The organism is Acidaminococcus sp. HCP3S3_H5, assembly GCF_052122235.1.
In the GTDB taxonomy this organism is placed as follows: Bacteria; Bacillota; Negativicutes; order Acidaminococcales; family Acidaminococcaceae; genus Acidaminococcus.
In genome coordinates, this window is the sequence record NZ_JBQKCS010000004.1 from 24885 (window position 1) to 41012 (window position 16128).

At 56.6% G+C, this 16128-nt stretch carries 14 protein-coding genes and 1 riboswitch; all 14 genes read left to right on the forward strand.

Annotation, left to right across the window (positions count from 1 at the left end; genetic code table 11):
* The first annotated feature begins 215 nt into the window (after positions 1-215).
* The 14 genes from ACTQY5_RS05810 to ACTQY5_RS05875 all read left to right on the forward strand — a co-directional run bounded on the left by ACTQY5_RS05810 (position 216) and on the right by ACTQY5_RS05875 (position 16047).
* On the forward strand, positions 216-1760 hold the full coding sequence (locus ACTQY5_RS05810; RefSeq protein ID WP_441368927.1) for an AbgT family transporter: 1545 nt from the start codon (positions 216-218) through the stop codon (positions 1758-1760).
* Between the two features lie 566 nt (positions 1761-2326).
* Entirely contained in the window at positions 2327-3871 is a 1545-nt protein-coding gene (locus ACTQY5_RS05815; protein WP_441368928.1) for an AbgT family transporter, read from the forward strand.
* Between the two features lie 351 nt (positions 3872-4222).
* Complete coding sequence (locus ACTQY5_RS05820; protein ID WP_012937744.1) at positions 4223-5059, forward strand: energy-coupling factor transporter ATPase; 837 nt, start codon at positions 4223-4225, stop codon at positions 5057-5059.
* The gene (locus ACTQY5_RS05825) at positions 5044-5907 is read left to right on the forward strand and encodes an energy-coupling factor transporter ATPase (RefSeq protein WP_012937745.1); all 864 of its coding nucleotides are present in this window, start codon (positions 5044-5046) and stop codon (positions 5905-5907) included. The genes ACTQY5_RS05820 and ACTQY5_RS05825 overlap by 16 nt, the downstream gene beginning before the upstream one ends.
* Entirely contained in the window at positions 5901-6707 is an 807-nt protein-coding gene (locus ACTQY5_RS05830; RefSeq protein ID WP_427774485.1) for an energy-coupling factor transporter transmembrane component T family protein, read from the forward strand. Before ACTQY5_RS05825 ends, ACTQY5_RS05830 begins: the two co-directional genes overlap by 7 nt.
* Positions 6704-7441: a tRNA pseudouridine(38-40) synthase TruA gene (gene truA / locus ACTQY5_RS05835; RefSeq protein WP_441368929.1), complete on the forward strand. Its 738-nt coding sequence runs from the start codon at positions 6704-6706 to the stop codon at positions 7439-7441. Before ACTQY5_RS05830 ends, truA begins: the two co-directional genes overlap by 4 nt.
* 243 nt (positions 7442-7684) lie before the next feature.
* Positions 7685-9634, forward strand: a complete 1950-nt coding sequence (locus ACTQY5_RS05840) for a TonB-dependent receptor plug domain-containing protein (RefSeq protein WP_441368930.1) — start codon at positions 7685-7687, stop codon at positions 9632-9634.
* Positions 9635-9871: 237 nt separating this feature from the next.
* A riboswitch (FMN riboswitch) is annotated at positions 9872-9984 on the forward strand.
* A 62-nt stretch (positions 9985-10046) separates the two neighbouring features.
* Positions 10047-11162 carry a bifunctional diaminohydroxyphosphoribosylaminopyrimidine deaminase/5-amino-6-(5-phosphoribosylamino)uracil reductase RibD gene (gene ribD, locus ACTQY5_RS05845; RefSeq protein WP_423776545.1) on the forward strand — a complete coding sequence of 372 codons (1116 nt, stop codon included), beginning with the start codon at positions 10047-10049 and terminating at the stop codon, positions 11160-11162.
* Between the two features lie 4 nt (positions 11163-11166).
* Positions 11167-11805: a riboflavin synthase gene (locus ACTQY5_RS05850; RefSeq protein ID WP_441368931.1), complete on the forward strand. Its 639-nt coding sequence runs from the start codon at positions 11167-11169 to the stop codon at positions 11803-11805.
* Between the two features lie 12 nt (positions 11806-11817).
* Positions 11818-13044 (forward strand): bifunctional 3,4-dihydroxy-2-butanone-4-phosphate synthase/GTP cyclohydrolase II, encoded by a 1227-nt coding sequence (locus ACTQY5_RS05855; RefSeq protein ID WP_441368932.1) that lies wholly within the window; start codon positions 11818-11820, stop codon positions 13042-13044.
* Positions 13041-13502, forward strand: coding sequence for a 6,7-dimethyl-8-ribityllumazine synthase (gene ribH, locus ACTQY5_RS05860; protein WP_022487164.1), 462 nt, complete (start codon positions 13041-13043; stop codon positions 13500-13502). Before ACTQY5_RS05855 ends, ribH begins: the two co-directional genes overlap by 4 nt.
* Positions 13503-13511: 9 nt before the next feature.
* Positions 13512-14372, forward strand: coding sequence for an Hsp33 family molecular chaperone HslO (gene hslO, locus ACTQY5_RS05865; protein ID WP_302157024.1), 861 nt, complete (start codon positions 13512-13514; stop codon positions 14370-14372).
* A gap of 60 nt (positions 14373-14432) precedes the next feature.
* On the forward strand, positions 14433-15521 hold the full coding sequence (gene recA / locus ACTQY5_RS05870; protein WP_022487166.1) for a recombinase RecA: 1089 nt from the start codon (positions 14433-14435) through the stop codon (positions 15519-15521).
* On the forward strand, positions 15511-16047 hold the full coding sequence (locus ACTQY5_RS05875) for a regulatory protein RecX (RefSeq protein ID WP_154487701.1): 537 nt from the start codon (positions 15511-15513) through the stop codon (positions 16045-16047). Before recA ends, ACTQY5_RS05875 begins: the two co-directional genes overlap by 11 nt.
* The last annotated feature ends 81 nt before the right edge of the window (positions 16048-16128 follow it).

A 16128-nucleotide genomic window follows, 5' to 3' on the forward strand; every position in this document is an offset into this window, starting at 1 on the left:
TTACAAAATCATAAGGTAAAACTTGTACAGATTATAACATATGGAAAGTATACACGTCCAGAGGAAAGAAAAACTGGACAAGGGTAGGAAAATAATGGTATTATATAAACAATTCCTTTGGAAAGAATGAGAATGTTTGATATTTTGGCTCCAATGCAGTTTTTGATATACTGCATTCAGCATACAATACTTTCTTTGAAGGGGGTTGTCATTCAATGGTCGCAAAAAACGCAGCAAAACAAACCTGGGTGGACCGTTTTCTGAACACCATCGAAACGGTGTGCAACAAATTGCCGCCGCCCGCCATTCTGTTCGTGGTCTTATTTCTTATTACTGCTGTGATTGGTGCCGGATTGACCAGCACGGGCTTCAGCCTGACCAACCCGGCAACGGGGAAGGCCGTTGTTTCTCAGAATCTGTTTTCCAAGGCAGGGGTCCAGTGGCTGCTGACCAATTTGGTGAAGAACTTCACCGGATTTGCTCCTCTGGGTCTGGTAATCACCATGACCATGGCCATCGGGTTCTGTGAAGAATCCGGTCTCCTGGTGGCTCTGCTGAGACGTTCTCTGAAGAATGTGCCTCCAGGGGTGGTTCCTTATCTGATTGCTTTCCTGGGGACTTGCGGGAACATTGCCTCTGATACGGCGATGATCGTGATTCCCCCTCTGGCCGCCATTGTGTACATCGGGGTCAAGAAACATCCGGTGGTAGGCATGATGGTAGGGTATGCCGGGGCACAGGCCGGGTTCACTGCCAACCTGATGGTGGCCGGGACTGACTCCCTGCTCCAGGGGCTCACCAACCAGGCCATCGATGCGTTCCTGGGCGCTCCTGGGCTGTTTGCAGTGGATGTGACCTGTAACTGGTACTTCCTGTTTGTATCCACCTTCCTCTGCGGTGCTGTCATCGGCTGGGTTTCCATCCACATCATCGAACCCCGGTTCCCGAAATATGAAGGATCCGAAGAAGAATCCCTGATGGAAGAAGTGACTCCCCTGGAAATCAAGGGGCTGCACAATGCCGGCCTGGCCTGCCTGGTCTACATTGCCATCGTTATCGTGGGCTTCAAGACCCAGGTCCTGTCCAAGGACGGTGTGACCGTGGTGGGATCCCTGATGCTGAAAGGCCTGATTCCGCTGCTGTTCTTCCTGTTCAGTATTGCGGGCATTGTATATGGGAAGACCACCGGAAAGTTCACCAATGTGAAGAGCATCAACTCCGCCATGGTGAAACAGATGAGCGGAATGGGTGCCTATGTGGTGTTCTGCTTCTTCTGCGGCCAGTTCCAGGGTCTGTTCAACTGGACCAAACTGGGCACCCTGCTGGCCATCAGCGGGGCAAATTTCCTGAAGGGTGTGGGCTTCACCGGGATTCCCATGTGTATCGCCTTCATCCTGATCTCCGCCATCGTGAACATCTTCGTGTCTTCCGGTTCTGCCAAGTGGGCCATTTTCGCCCCTATCTTCGTTCCCATGTTCATGCTGCTGGGTTACCATCCTGGCTTTACCCAGCTGCTGTATCGGTTGGGTGACTCTCCGGGCAACTGCTTCACGCCCATGAGCCCCTACATCTGGATGATCCTCAGTGTGGCTCAGGAAAAATACATGCCGGACTGCGCCATCGGGACCCTGATTTCCAACATGATCCCCATTGCCGTTGTCCTGCAGATAGCCTGGATCATCTTCCTGGTGATCTGGATGATGCTGGGTCTGCCTTTCGGACCGGGCGTGGGCATTGCCCTGCCGGCCGGAGTGCTGTAAGTTTTGTGTGCCGCCAGGCGGCACACGGTCTCGGGTCTCGGGCCATGAGTCTCGAGCCGATGGATAGAACCCGTCCCAAACGGACGGGTTCTTTTTTATTGGGGAATACGGCAGTTGAAAGGAGGGCATCCGAACGATACTTCTCATTGTCAGTGCCAGTAAGGAATCCGGATAGAAAGGGCAGGGACGGTGCAGGCGGATGGGGCTGTTCTGTTTTGGAGATGGGGGAATACACTTTAGTATGGAAAAGAAAGAATCTGCAATTTTCTGTTAAAATCAGCAAACTATGTTCTTGCTGCAGAACCAAGGAGACTGGAACGAATTGGAGTGGAAAGTCGGAACAAAAAATGAAAAATATCCCGAGAATGTCCGTATGAAATGGACTTTTCTTCAGAAAATTATTTTAAATTCAACAATTTTGTCCTGGTTTCTGATATAATATGGGAGAAATCTTGTAATATTCTTGACAATGTCTCTGAATTTCTTTTCAGAGAACATCCGGATCCTTTTGGAAAAAGAAAAATGTTGTCTCTTTCCAGTGGAACCGAAACAAAGGAGGACTCTCAATGGAAACCAAGAACGCAACAAAAGGCAGTCTGCTGGACCGTTTTCTCAACACCGTGGAACGGGTCTGCAACCGGCTGCCGCCCCCGGCCATCCTGTTCTGCATCCTGTTTGTGATCACAGCCGTGGTGGGGGCCATCTGCACCCAGGCGGGATTTGCTCTGGAAAATCCCGCTTCCCACAAAATCGTCACCTCCCAGAACTTTTTCACCAAGGCCGGCATCCAATGGCTGCTGACCACCCTGGTGAAGAACTTTACCGGGTTTGCTCCTTTGGGCCTGGTGATTACCATGACCCTGGCCATCGGGTTCTGTGAAGAATCCGGCATGCTGGCGGCTCTGCTCCGCCGGTGCATGAAAGGGGTACCGCCTTCCCTGGTGCCCTTCATCGTGGCGTTCCTGGGGGTCTGCGGCAACATCGCCTCCGATACGGCCATGGTGGTGATCCCGCCCCTGGCGGCCGTTGCCTACATCGGGGTGCGGAAACATCCTGTAGTGGGGATGATGGTGGGCTTTGCCGGGGCAGAAGCCGGCTTCGGGGCCAACCTGATGATCGCCGGTACTGATTCCCTGCTCCAGGGGCTGACCAACCAGGCCATTGACGGGTTCTTCGGCAAGGCCGGGGTCTTTGCGGTGGATGTAACCTGCAACTGGTACTTCATGTTCGCTTCCACCTTCCTCTGTGCTCTGATCATCGCCCTGGTGTCCATCAAGATCGTGGAACCCCGTTTCGGGGTCTATGACGGACCGGGGGCCGATGAAGAACTGGGAGAGGTGAAGCCCATCGAAGTGAAGGGGCTGAACCGGGCCGCTCTTGTGGTGGTGATTTATATCCTGATCCTGGCTGCCGGGTTCTTCACCGGTGTGTTGTCCAAGGACGGGCACACTTTTGTGGGTTCTCCGCTGCTGAAAGGCCTGATCCCCCTGCTGTTCGTCATGTTCAGCCTGGCCGGGCTCACCTATGGCTTCACCACCGGTTCCTTCACCTGCATCAAAGACGTGAACAAGGCCATGGTCCATCAGATGAGCGGCATGGGCGCCTTTGTGGTGTTCTGCTTCTTCTGCGGCCAGTTCCAGGCCCTGTTCAGCTGGACCCATCTGGGGACCCTGCTGGCCATCGGAGGCGCTGACTTCCTGAAGAACGTGGGCTTTACCGGACTGCCCATGTGCGTGCTGTTTGTGCTGATTACCAGCCTGGTGAATATCTTCATGTCCTCCGGGTCCGCCAAGTGGGCCATCTTCGCCCCCATTTTCATCCCCATGTTCATGCTGCTGGGGTATCATCCGGGCTTTACCCAGCTGCTGTACCGGCTGGGGGATTCTCCCACCAACTGCTTTACGCCCATGAACCCCTATCTGTGGATGATCCTCAGTGTGGCCCAGGAAAAATACATGCCCAAGGCCGCCATCGGGACCCTGGTCTCCAACCTGATCCCCATTGCCGTCTGCCTGCAGATTGCCTGGATCATCTTCCTGATTGGCTGGATGACCCTGGGGCTGCCCATCGGGCCGGGGGTGGAAATGGCCCTGCCGGCGGGAGTGCTGTAAGAATAGAAAAAATGCTGTACCGTTGATGGGGGCTGTTGCATGCGCAACAGCCCCTTAGTCTGAAGTATGAAGTCGGAAGTCTCAGGACAGGATCCGTCTGGCTGGACGGATCCTTTTGATTCTGTAAAACCAGAATTGCAATCAATCTGAGAGATCATTTCGTCCAAAGGTTCTACACATTCAAAAAATTTGCCTGCAAATTTAACCTTCGGCTCCAGACTTCAGACTCCAGACTTGAGCCGCTATGCGGCTCTACAGCTAAGGGGGTGTTGCACGGAACGTGCGACACCCCCCTTTATTATTGACTGATTCCGGTAAACAAAGCTATAATTTAACTTTATGGAGGATGTTATGGAACCGATCATTGAAACGAAAAATCTGACCCATACCTATGTGGATGGGCAAAATCAGGAAATGACGGCACTCCAGGGAATCGACCTGTCCATTGCTCCCGGCGAATTTGTGGCTATTATCGGGACCAACGGCAGTGGAAAATCCACCCTGGCCCGTCATTTCAACGGTCTCCTGACCCCTACCAGCGGACATTGTCTGGTGGGCGGTCTGGATACCGCCATAGAAGAAAATCTCTGGCCCGTGCGCCAGACCGTGGGCATGGTGTTCCAGAACCCGGACAACCAGATCGTGGCAGCCATTGTGGAGGAAGATGTGGCTTTCGGGCTGGAGAACATCGGTGTCCCCGGGCCGGAAATCCGTCCCCGGGTGGAAAAAGCCCTGGCGGCCGTGGATATGCTGGATTATGCCAAACGGGCCCCTCACCGGTTGTCCGGGGGCCAGAAACAGCGGGTGGCCATTGCCGGGGTACTGGCCCTGGAACCCCGGTGCATCGTCTTTGACGAGCCCACCGCCATGCTGGATCCCAAGGGACGGAAGGAAATCGTCTCCACGGTGCTGAAGCTGAACAAAGAAAAGCATATCACCATTGTGTACATTACCCATAAAATGGAAGAGGCCATCCTGGCCGACCGGATCATCGCCATGGAAAAAGGGAAGATCGTCCTGGAAGGGACACCCAAGGAAGTATTCACCCAGGTGGACCGGATCCGGGGCCTGGGGCTGGAATGCCCCCTGGCGGCGGAAGTGGCGGATGCCCTGGACAAACAGGGCCACCGGCTGCCGCCCATCATTACCCATAAGGAGTTGTGTGAAGCATTATGTCCATCCAAGTAGACCATATCTCCTATACCTATATGACCCATACCAGCCTGGAAAAGAAGGCCCTGGATGATGTGAGCTTCACCCTGGAAAAAGGGGAGTTCGTGGCTCTCATCGGCCATACCGGCAGCGGCAAATCCACCCTGGCGGAGCATCTCAACGGACTGCTCCATCCCATGGCGGGGAAGGTGCTGGTGGACGGGGTGGACCTGGCGGCAAAGACTCCGGAAGCCAAGACGGCCCGGAACCGGGTGGGCATGGTGTTCCAGTATCCGGAACACCAGCTGTTTGCGGAAACCATCTACGAAGACATCGCTTTCGGGCCCCGGAACCAGGGAAAGTCCGAACCGGAGGTGGAAGAAGCGGTGCGCAGCGCCATGGAATTCGTAGACCTGGATTTCGACACCTTCGCCCAGCGGTCACCCTTCCAGCTTTCCGGGGGGCAGATGCGCCGGGTGGCCATTGCCGGGGTGGTGGCCATGGAACCGGATTACCTGATCATGGACGAACCCAGTGCCGGGCTGGATCCCATCAGCCGGGACAGCATCTTCGGCCAGTTGCGGAAAATCTTCGAGAAACGGAAAATGGGGGTGCTGCTGATCACCCACAGCATGGAAGAAGCCGCCCAGTACGCCAGCCGGCTCCTGGTCATGAGTGACAGCCGTCTCCAGCTGGACGGTCCGGCCCGGGAGCTGTTCACCCATGAACGGGAAAAACTGGAATCCCTTTCCGTGGACGTGCCGGAAAGCGTGAAACTGGCGGAAGAACTCCGGAACCAGGGCCTGCCCATTGAAGGGACGCCCCTCACCAAAGAAGAACTGATCCGGGCCATTGACAAAGCAAAGGGGTGGAAAACATGCTGACAGACATTACCCTGGGACAGTACTATCCCGGGAATTCCTGCATCCACCGGCTGGATCCCCGGACCAAGATCCTGGCGGTGCTGTTCTATATGGTCATGGTGTTCCTGGCCAATTCGCCCCTTTCCTACGGGATCCTCATCGGGTTCATCGTGCTGGGGGCTGCCCTGGCAAAACTGCCGGCAGGACTGCTGCTCCGGTCCATCAAGCCCCTGTGGATCATCATCCTGCTGACTATGGTGATCCATTTTGTCACGGATCCGGGGGAAGCCCTGTGGCACTGGAAGTTCATCACCGTCACCAGAGAAGGGATCGTGCTGGGGGTGAAGATGTCCCTGCGGCTGGTCCTGCTGCTCCTGGTGTCTTCCCTGATGACCTTCACCACGTCTCCCATTGTGCTGACCGACGGCATTGAATCCCTGCTCCGTCCCTTCAAAAAAATCGGGGTGCCGGCCCACGAACTGGCCATGATGATGACCATCGCCCTCCGGTTCATTCCCACCCTGCTGGAGGAAACAGACCGGATCATGAAGGCCCAGATGTCCCGGGGGGCGGATTTTTCCTCCGGGAACATCATGAAGCGGGCCAAAAACATGCTGCCCATCCTGATTCCCCTGTTCATCTCCTCCTTCCGCCGGGCGGACGAACTGGCTCTGGCCATGGAAGCCCGGTGCTACCGGGGCGGGGAAGGACGGACCCGGATGCATGAACTGGTCTACGGCAAAGCCGATGCCCTGACCGGGCTGGTGATGCTGGCCCTGTTTGCCCTGCTGGCCTTCCTGCGCTGGGGGATCCCCGCATGATCCGGACCATTAAAGCCACAGTGGCCTATGACGGAACCCGTTACCAGGGGTTCCAGCGGCAGAAAAACGGGGTGGGGGTCCAGCAGGTGCTGGAAAAGGCCCTGACGGAAGTGCTGAAGGAACCCATCCTGATCAAGGCCGCCGGACGGACCGATGCAGGGGTCCACGCCCTGGGCCAGGTGATTTCCTTTGCCACCAGTTCCCGGATCCCGCCGGAAAACTACCGCCGGGCACTGGAACCCCATCTGCCGCCGGACATTGCCATCCGGGAAGCGGAAGTGGTCCGGGATGATTTCCACGCCCGGTTCGACGCGGTGGACAAGACCTACCAGTATAAAATCTATTATTCCCCCCTGCCGGATCCAACCCAGCGGAACACCACTTGGGAGATCCGGGAGAAACTGGATGTGGAGGCCATGAACCGGGCGGCGGCCCTGCTCCTGGGAAAGCATGACTTCACCTCCTTCAAGAACCAGGGAAGCCAGGATACCTCGCCGGTGCGGACCCTGACCGAAGCCCGGTGGGTCCAGGACGGAAATCTGTACACCTTCACCATTACCGGGGACGGGTTCCTGTACCGGATGGTCCGGAACATCGTGGGCTGCCTGGTCCGGGTGGGCACGGGCCAGTGGAATGAAGAAGATTTCGCCCGGGTGATGGCGGCCAAAAACCGGAAACAGGCCGGCATGGCCGCACCGGCCCAGGGGCTGTATCTGATGAGGGTGAGGTATTAGGGCGCTGTGAAAAAATCATCCACAGCGCCTTTATTTCGCTTGCGTCAGCTGGCTTCCATCGGCTAGTGACTAGAGACTAGTGACTAGTGACTAGTGACGGGGTGTGAAAAAGCATTTTTTCACACCCCCTTTTGCTATAGCCTTAATCTATATCACCCCATAACTCCCCCCTATTTGCCGAATTTCCTTTTTTACAGTACACTGTTAGGTGAACATTTTGTAAAGAGGAAAGGAAGTTTTAGGATGAAAAACGTGTGGAACAGGAAATTGACGGGGGCTGTGCTGACGGCAGTGGTCCTGGGGAGCCCTGCAGCAGCCTGGGCAGCGGATGCCCCTGTGGAAGGCAAAGACGAAACCATCGTGATCACCGCCAACCGGCTGAAGAACACCAAAGCGGATACGCCGGCGGATGTGACCGTGATCACCAGCCAGCAGATCTCCGACCGGGGCTACCGGACGGTCACCGATGCCCTGGAGGATGTGCCGGGGGCACGGGTACTTGATGCCGGAACCCCTGCTTTTGAACGGAAAGTCATGCTGAACGGGGACGAACGCGTCGTTGTTATGGTGGATGGCCGCCGGGTGAACAACAGCATGGGACCCACCAGCGGGAAGTCCACCCTGGATGCCAACACCCTTCCTGGGGTGAGCATGATCGAACGGATCGAAGTCGTCAAAGGCGGGGCTTCCACTCTGTATGGTGCAGATGCCGTAGGCGGCGTCATCAACGTCATCACCAAGACACCGGAAGAAACGACCGGCACGGTCCATGTGGGTTATGGCTCCTGGGGTACCCAGGACCTGGGGGCTTCCTTCGGGGGCAAGGTCAATAAAACCGGTTTCCAGGTGGGCTTCAACCGGAATAAGGCTTCTTATCTGAAATACAAAGACACCAACGGGGATACGAAAAAATGGAACGGTCAATCCAACTATACCCAGGATGCCCTTTCCCTGAAATTGACCCAGGATTTCACCAAGAGTGATAGACTGACCGTCAACTACGATTATTCCAATCTGGAAGGGAACCTGCTGGCTGGGCTGTATGATTATTCTTACCAGCCCAATGCAGACCAGCGTCATACCACTAAGAAAACCAATAACGTGGGCATCAAATATGACTGGAATCGGGATTCCAGAAACTCCGGTTACCTGCAGGCTTATAGAAATTACCTGAACTATTCCAACTTCGGCGCTCCTCTCTATTCTTCCAATGATGGGGAAATGAATGAAAGAGACTGGGGCATCGAAGGCCAGCAGAATTTCGCCCTGTCCGACACCAATACCCTGGTGGCTGGATTGGAATACCGGAATGCCAAAGTGACCCATAAGGGATTATACAACAGCGGAAGCTATAACAACAAAGCCGTGTTCCTGCAGGATCAGTGGAAATTTGCACCGACCTGGCAATTGAATACCGGCGTGCGCTATGACAACCACAGCGAGGCCGGCAGCCGGACCACCGGCAGCGTGGCGGTAAACAAAAAGTTCAGCCAGGACAGCAATGCTTACCTGTCCTGGAACTCCGTATTCAGAGCTCCTACTACGGACGATTTATATTATGAATATAAAAATGTAGGTCCTTGGGGAGATTACAGCGCGTATGGTAATAAAAATCTGAAACCGGAAACGGGGAACGTCTGGAGTGCCGGGTACAACTTCAAAATTGACGATAAAACAGAAGCTGGCGTCACTGCTTTCTACAGTAATCTGGATAATGCCATTAGATGGGATTATTCTTCTCATCCCATGTATGTAAGAAATATCGATAAGGAAAAGAGACGCGGCATGACCCTGTCCGTGGAACATCACCTGAACAAACTGTGGGATATCGATGCAGCTTATACCTACGTAAAGGTGAATACCGACAAGCAGGACGGTAATGGCTATGTAAGAGACCTGAACTACGCGCCCAACTACTTCCAGGCCGGTGTCCGGTACCATGACACCAAGTGGAACGTGTCCCTGACGGGCCGGGGCGGTTCCGGGCTGTCCGGCGAAAAGTATGGGGAACACAATTACTTCACCCTGGACCTGGCTGCCCGGTATAAGTTCACCAACAACTGGACCGGTTTTGCTAACATCTATAACCTGAACAACGCTGCGTATGCCGAATATGCCGGTGTCGTCAATGGGCAGGATAATTATCCCATGCCCGGACGCCGGATCATCGTAGGGGCGGAATACTCCTTCTGATTGCAGGAAAAAGGGAAGAGTGCAGAGTGAAGAACGGGATGGCTGGAATCCGATACCCCGTTGCGATCCTGTAGGGGCTGCACGCCGGGCAGCCCGCCAAACCGCTGCTTGTCCGTGCATCCAGCGGGCCGCCGGGCCTGCGGTTCGATATGAGCTTTTCAAGGCGCACCGCGCCGTATCTGGCTTCTTGCAATCCCATACAGATATGATATAATATTTCCGGAACAACATCATAAGTTTTGTCTTTGGGGAGGGGTGCGATTCCCTACCGGCGGTAAAGTCCGCGAGCCTTGGCACGAATCGGTGAAATTCCGATACCGACAGTACAGTCTGGATGAGAAAAGACAGGTTCGGAAAAGTATATTTGCCGTGCTATCCTCCCCGGATGGCACGGCTTTATATTTGGCAAATCATGAAAGCGGGTGAAACAGTGACAGACGAAGAATATATGCAGATGGCCCTGGACCTGGCGGAAAAAGCCCGGGGCTGCACCAGTCCCAATCCTCTGGTGGGCTGCGTCATCGTAAACCCGGAAGGGCAGATCGTTGGCAAAGGCTACCACCACAAAGCCGGCCAGCCCCATGCGGAAATCATGGCCATGGCGGATGCCGGGAACCAGGTGGAAGGCTGCACCGCCTATGTGACCCTGGAGCCCTGCTCCCATTACGGCCGTACGGGCCCCTGCTGTGAGGCCCTGATCCGGGCCGGCATCAAAAAAGTGGTGGCGGCGGCGGACGATCCCAACCCGAAAGTGGCCGGACGGGGCTTTGCCCGGCTCCAGGAAGCGGGGGTGGAAGTGGTCCGGGGGGTACTGGCGGACAAAGCCAACCGGCAGAACGAAGTGTTCATGCACTGGATGAAGACGGGCCGTCCTTTTGTGGCCCTGAAATACGCCATGACCCTGGACGGGAAAATCGCCACGGCCTCCGGAGATTCCAAATGGATCTCCAATGAGCAGTCCCGGACTTATGCCCACAAGCTCCGGAGCATCTACGACTGCATCCTGGTGGGAAAGAACACGGTCCTCAACGACGATCCGTCCCTGACCTGCCGGCTGGTGGAAGGAAAGAATCCCCTGCGGATCGTCCTGGACAGCCACTGTCAGCTGCCCATGGACCGGAAGGTGTTCACCGACGGGGAAGCCAGGACCCTCCTGGTCACCTCCCTGAAAGCGGACCGGGACAAAGCGGCAGCCTTCCAGGCCCTGGACCAGGTGACCGTATGGCAGATCCCGGAAAAGAACGGGGCCCTGGATCTGGGCATCCTGCTGGACAGACTGGGACAGCAGGAAAAGACCAGCGTGCTGGTGGAAGGAGGCAGCCAGGTCCATGGTGCCTTCTTTGATGGCAAGCTGGCCCAGCGGGTCTATGCCTTTATCGCTCCCTGCCTGATCGGGGGCAAGCGGAACCTGGGTGCCATCGGGGGCCGGGGGGCCCGGAACATGGACCTGCGGGTGACCCTCCAGGAACCTCAGTACGAAGCCTTCGGCACGGACCTGATGGTCACGGGCCTGTTGGAAAGGAGCTGAGGCCATGTTTACGGGACTCATTGCGGAACTGGGCAAGGTGGAGGACCTGCGCCGGGAACAGAATTCCTACCGGCTCACCATTGCCGCCCAGACCATTCCGCCCCTGCTGAAAATCGGGGAAAGCGTCTGCTGCAACGGGGCCTGCCTGACGGTGACGAAGTTTGACAGCCAGCGCTTCACCGTGGATGTGATGCCGGAAACCGCCCGCCGGACCACCATCGGTTCCCTGGAGAAGGGGGACCGGATCAACCTGGAACGGACCCTCCATGTGGGAGACGGTCTGGACGGCCATATTGTCAGCGGCCATGTGGACGGGGTGGGAACCATTGTGAAGATCCGCCCGGAAGGCATTGCCAAAGTCACCACCATCAGCTGCAGTCCGGAGCTGCTCCGGGGGATGGTCACCAAGGGATCCATTGCCATCGACGGCATTAGCCTGACCATCACGGAAGTGACGGACACCACCTTTTCCGTCTCCCTGATCCCCCTTACCGTCCAGTTCACCACCCTGGGCTTCAAAAAGACCGGAGACAAGGTGAACCTGGAAACGGACATTCTGGGGAAATATGTGGAACGGATGCTGGAAACCAGAAAATCCGGGGGGCTGACCAAAGCCACCCTTTTCGAAAATGGATTTATGTAAGGAGAGAAAATCATGGATAAAAAATTTCAGTTTGCCCCCATTGAACAGGCCATTGCGGACATCCGTGCCGGCAAAATGGTTCTGGTCACCGATGACCCCGACCGGGAAAACGAAGGGGATCTGATCATGAGCGCGGAGTATGTGACTCCCGACGACATCAACTTCATGGCCACCCATGCCAAGGGCCTGATCTGCATGCCCTGTGACGGGGCCATCCTGGACCGGCTCCAGATGGAACCCATGGTGGCCAACAACACGGACAACCATGAAACCGCCTTTACCGTATCCATCGATCACAAGGACACCACCACCGGGATCTCCGCCGTGGAACGGGCCTACACCATCAAGAAATGCGCCGACGAAAGCGCCAAACCGGAAGACTTCCGGCGGCCGGGACATGTATTCCCCCTCCGCAGCCGGGAAGGCGGGGTGCTCCGGCGTACGGGCCATACGGAAACCACCACGGACCTGTGCCGTCTGGCAGGGCTGAAACCGGTGGGCATCTGCTGCGAAATCATGAGCGATGACGGCACCATGGCCCGGACTCCGGAACTGATGGAATTTGCCAAGAAGTTCAATCTGACCTTCATCACCGTGGCGGATCTGATCGCCTATCGGAAAAAAACGGAAAAAATGGTCCACCGGATCGCCAATGTGGCCCTGCCCAGCAAATACGGCACCTTCCGGGCCATCGGCTATGAAAACGACCTGGACGACAAATGCCATGTGGCCATCATCAAAGGGGATGTGGCCGGCAAGAAGAATGTGCTGGTCCGGGTCCATTCCGAATGCCTCACCGGGGACGCCCTGGGATCCCTCCGCTGCGACTGCGGGGACCAGCTGGCCACCAGCCTGAAGATGATCGAAAAGGAAGGCTGCGGGGTAGTGCTGTACATGCAGCAGGAAGGCCGGGGCATCGGCCTGGCCAACAAGCTCCGGGCCTATGAACTCCAGGATCAGGGACTGGATACGGTGGACGCCAATGTGAAGTTGGGCTTCAAACCGGATATGCGGGATTACGGCATCGGGGCACAGATCCTGGCGGACCTGGGGCTCACCAGCATCCGGCTGATGACCAACAACCCGGCCAAACGGGCAGGCCTTTCCGGCTATGGAATCACCATTACGGAAACAGTGCCCATCATCATGAAAGACAACTGCTACAACCATCGGTACATGGTCACCAAACAGGTGCGTATGGGCCATGAATTACATGAAGATGTGGAGGATGTAAAATGAAAATTCTGGAAGGACAACTGTTAGCGGAAGGTCTGAAAATCGGGATCGTGGTATCCCGTTTCAACGAATTCATCACCAGCAAGCTGCTCAGCGGTGCGGAAGACACCCTGCGCCGGCATGGGGCCAATGGGGATGACATTACCGTGGCCTGGGTGCCCGGGGCTTTTGAAATCCCTCTGATCGCCAAGAAAATGGCCAAAAGCGGCAAGTATGACGGAATCATCGCCCTGGGGGCTGTGATCCGGGGTGCCACCAGCCATTACGACTATGTGTGCAACGAAGTATCCAAGGGGATTGCCCTGGTGAACATGGAAACGGAAGTGCCCACTGCCTTCGGGGTGGTCACTACGGAAAACATCGAACAGGCCGTGGAACGGGCCGGCACCAAAGCCGGGAACAAGGGCTCCGATGCGGCCATGGCCGTGATCGAAATGGTCAACCTGGCCAAACAGCTGTAAGAGGTGCCTATGGAAGATGTGTTAGTCAAGGCCACTGCCGGGGATGCCCGGATCTATGCCGTGACCACCACCCACCTGACCCAGCACATGAATGAGATCCACCACTGCAGCCCTCTGGCAGCGGCGGCCCTGGGCCGTACCGCCGCCGGAGCCCTGCTGCTGGCGGCCACCATGAAGGCCGGGGAAGCGGTGACGGTCCGGTTCAAGGGGGACGGCCCCCTGGGCCAGGTGATGGCCGATGCCCGGGATTATCAGGTCCGGGGTTTTGTGATGCACCCGGAAGTGATGCTGCCTCTGAAAAACGGCAAGCTGGATGTAGGCGGCGGGGTAGGCCATTACGGGGTGGTCACCGTTACCCGGTGCCCTCTCCAGGGAGAACCTTTCACCGGGGTCTCCACCCTGAAAAGCGGGGAAATCGCCGCGGATCTTACCCGGTACCTGGCGGTATCGGAACAGACCCCTTCCAGCGTGGCCCTGGGGGTACTCATTGAGAAGGACGGCTCCGTGGCTGTTTCCGGCGGATACTTTGTCCAGCTGCTCCCTGATGCTTCAGAAGAGACCATCAAGACCCTGGAAGACAACATCCTGACCCTGCCCTATGTGACGGAACTGCTCCAGACCGGTCTGGATGCCGAAGGAATGATCCGGAAGGTGGCCAAGGGACTGCCTGTGGAGATCCTGGAATCCCATCCGGTTTCCTTCCACTGCGGCTGCAGCCGGGACAAAGTGGCGGGCATGCTCTGCGGCCTGCCCAAAAAGGATTTCGAAGAAATCCTCCAGGACCCTCAGACCGAGGTCCACTGCCAGTACTGCAACAAATCCTACGTGTTTACCCAGCAGGAATTGAAAGATCTCCCCAGAAAACCTTGACTTTACGAACAAATGTTTATATACTAAATAGAAGCAACTGCAGTACAAGGAGATGATACCATGAGTTTGGATGCGGATAAGAATAAAGCGTTGGATGCGGCTCTGAAACAGATTGAAAAGGACTTTGGCAAAGGGTCCATCATGAAGCTGGGGGCTGCCAGCGCCAAAATGAACATTGAAACCATTCCCACCGGGGCCCTGTCCCTGGATATTGCGCTGGGGGTAGGGGGGATTCCCCGGGGCCGGATCATCGAGATCTACGGACCGGAATCTTCCGGCAAGACCACCGTGGCCCTGCACATGATCGCCGAGGCCCAGAAACGGGGCGGCTACGCGGCTTTCATTGACGCGGAACATGCCCTGGATCCGGAATATGCCCGGCACCTGGGCGTGGATATCGACAACCTGCTGATTTCCCAACCGGATACCGGGGAACAGGCCCTGGAAATCTGTGACGCACTGGTGCGCAGCGGTGCCATCGACATTATCGTCATCGACTCCGTAGCGGCCCTGGTGCCCAAAGCGGAAATCGAAGGGGATATGGGGGATTCCCATGTAGGGCTCCAGGCCCGGCTTATGAGCCAGGCCCTCCGGAAGCTCACCGGGGTCATTGCCAAGTCCCGTACAGCGACCGTGTTCATCAACCAGATCCGTGAAAAGGTGGGGGTCATGTTCGGGAATCCGGAAGTGACCACCGGGGGCCGTGCCCTGAAGTTCTACTCCACCATCCGGATGGATGTGCGCCGGGTGGAAAGCCTGAAGAGCGGCAACGACATCATCGGGAACCATACCCGGGTGAAAGTGGTGAAAAACAAGGTGGCGCCTCCCTTTAAACAGGCGGAATTCGACATTATGTATGGGGAAGGGATTTCTCATGAAGGATGCCTGGTGGACCTGGGTGTCCAGTACAACATCCTGAACAAGAGCGGTGCCTGGTATTCCTACGGAGACCAGCGGATCGGTCAGGGGCGGGAAAACACCAAGACCTTCCTGAAGGAACATCCGGATATGGCTGCTGAAGTGGAAGCCCGGATCCGGGCAGCAGCCGGCCTGCCGGCGGACGGGAAACCGGTCCAGGCACAGGATGGCGCCCAGGAACCGGATGAATTGGTCATGACTCCGGAAACGGACGGAGACCATGTGGAGTAAATCCAAAAAGCTGCTGACCACCCATGCGGAAGCCTACAACTTCTGCCTGGACAAGCTGGCCCTCCGGGACCACAGTACCCGGGAACTGCGGCAGAAGCTGGGGGAACGGGGCTGCCCGGAAGAACTCCAGGACCAGGTGCTCCAGAAACTGGCGGACCATCACTTTGTGGATGATGCTCGGTGTGCCCGGTCGGTGCTGGATGCCTGGCGGCGGAAGAAGTTCTACGGAAAGCAGTATCTCCGGCTGATGCTCACCCGCCGGTGCCTGTCCGGAGAGGACGCCCGGGAGGCATTGGGGGAAGTCACCGAAGAGGAAGAAACGGACCGGGCTCTGGCCCTGGCCCAGGCCCAGGGGGACAAGATCCGGCGGAAATATCCGGAAGACCCCAGAAAGGCCAAAGCCGCTCTGGCCCGGATGCTGGCCAGCCGGGGCTTCGGCACCGGCCCCATCGCCATGGCCCTGGAAGATTTTTCAATGGAATTCCAGGAACCCGAGACCGGGTTCCCTCCACTGGCTAGAGACTAGGGACTAGTGATTAGAGACTAAAAAGGGACTGTTGCCCAGGCAACAGCCCCTTTTTATTGACACCTCTGTGAAAATACTATA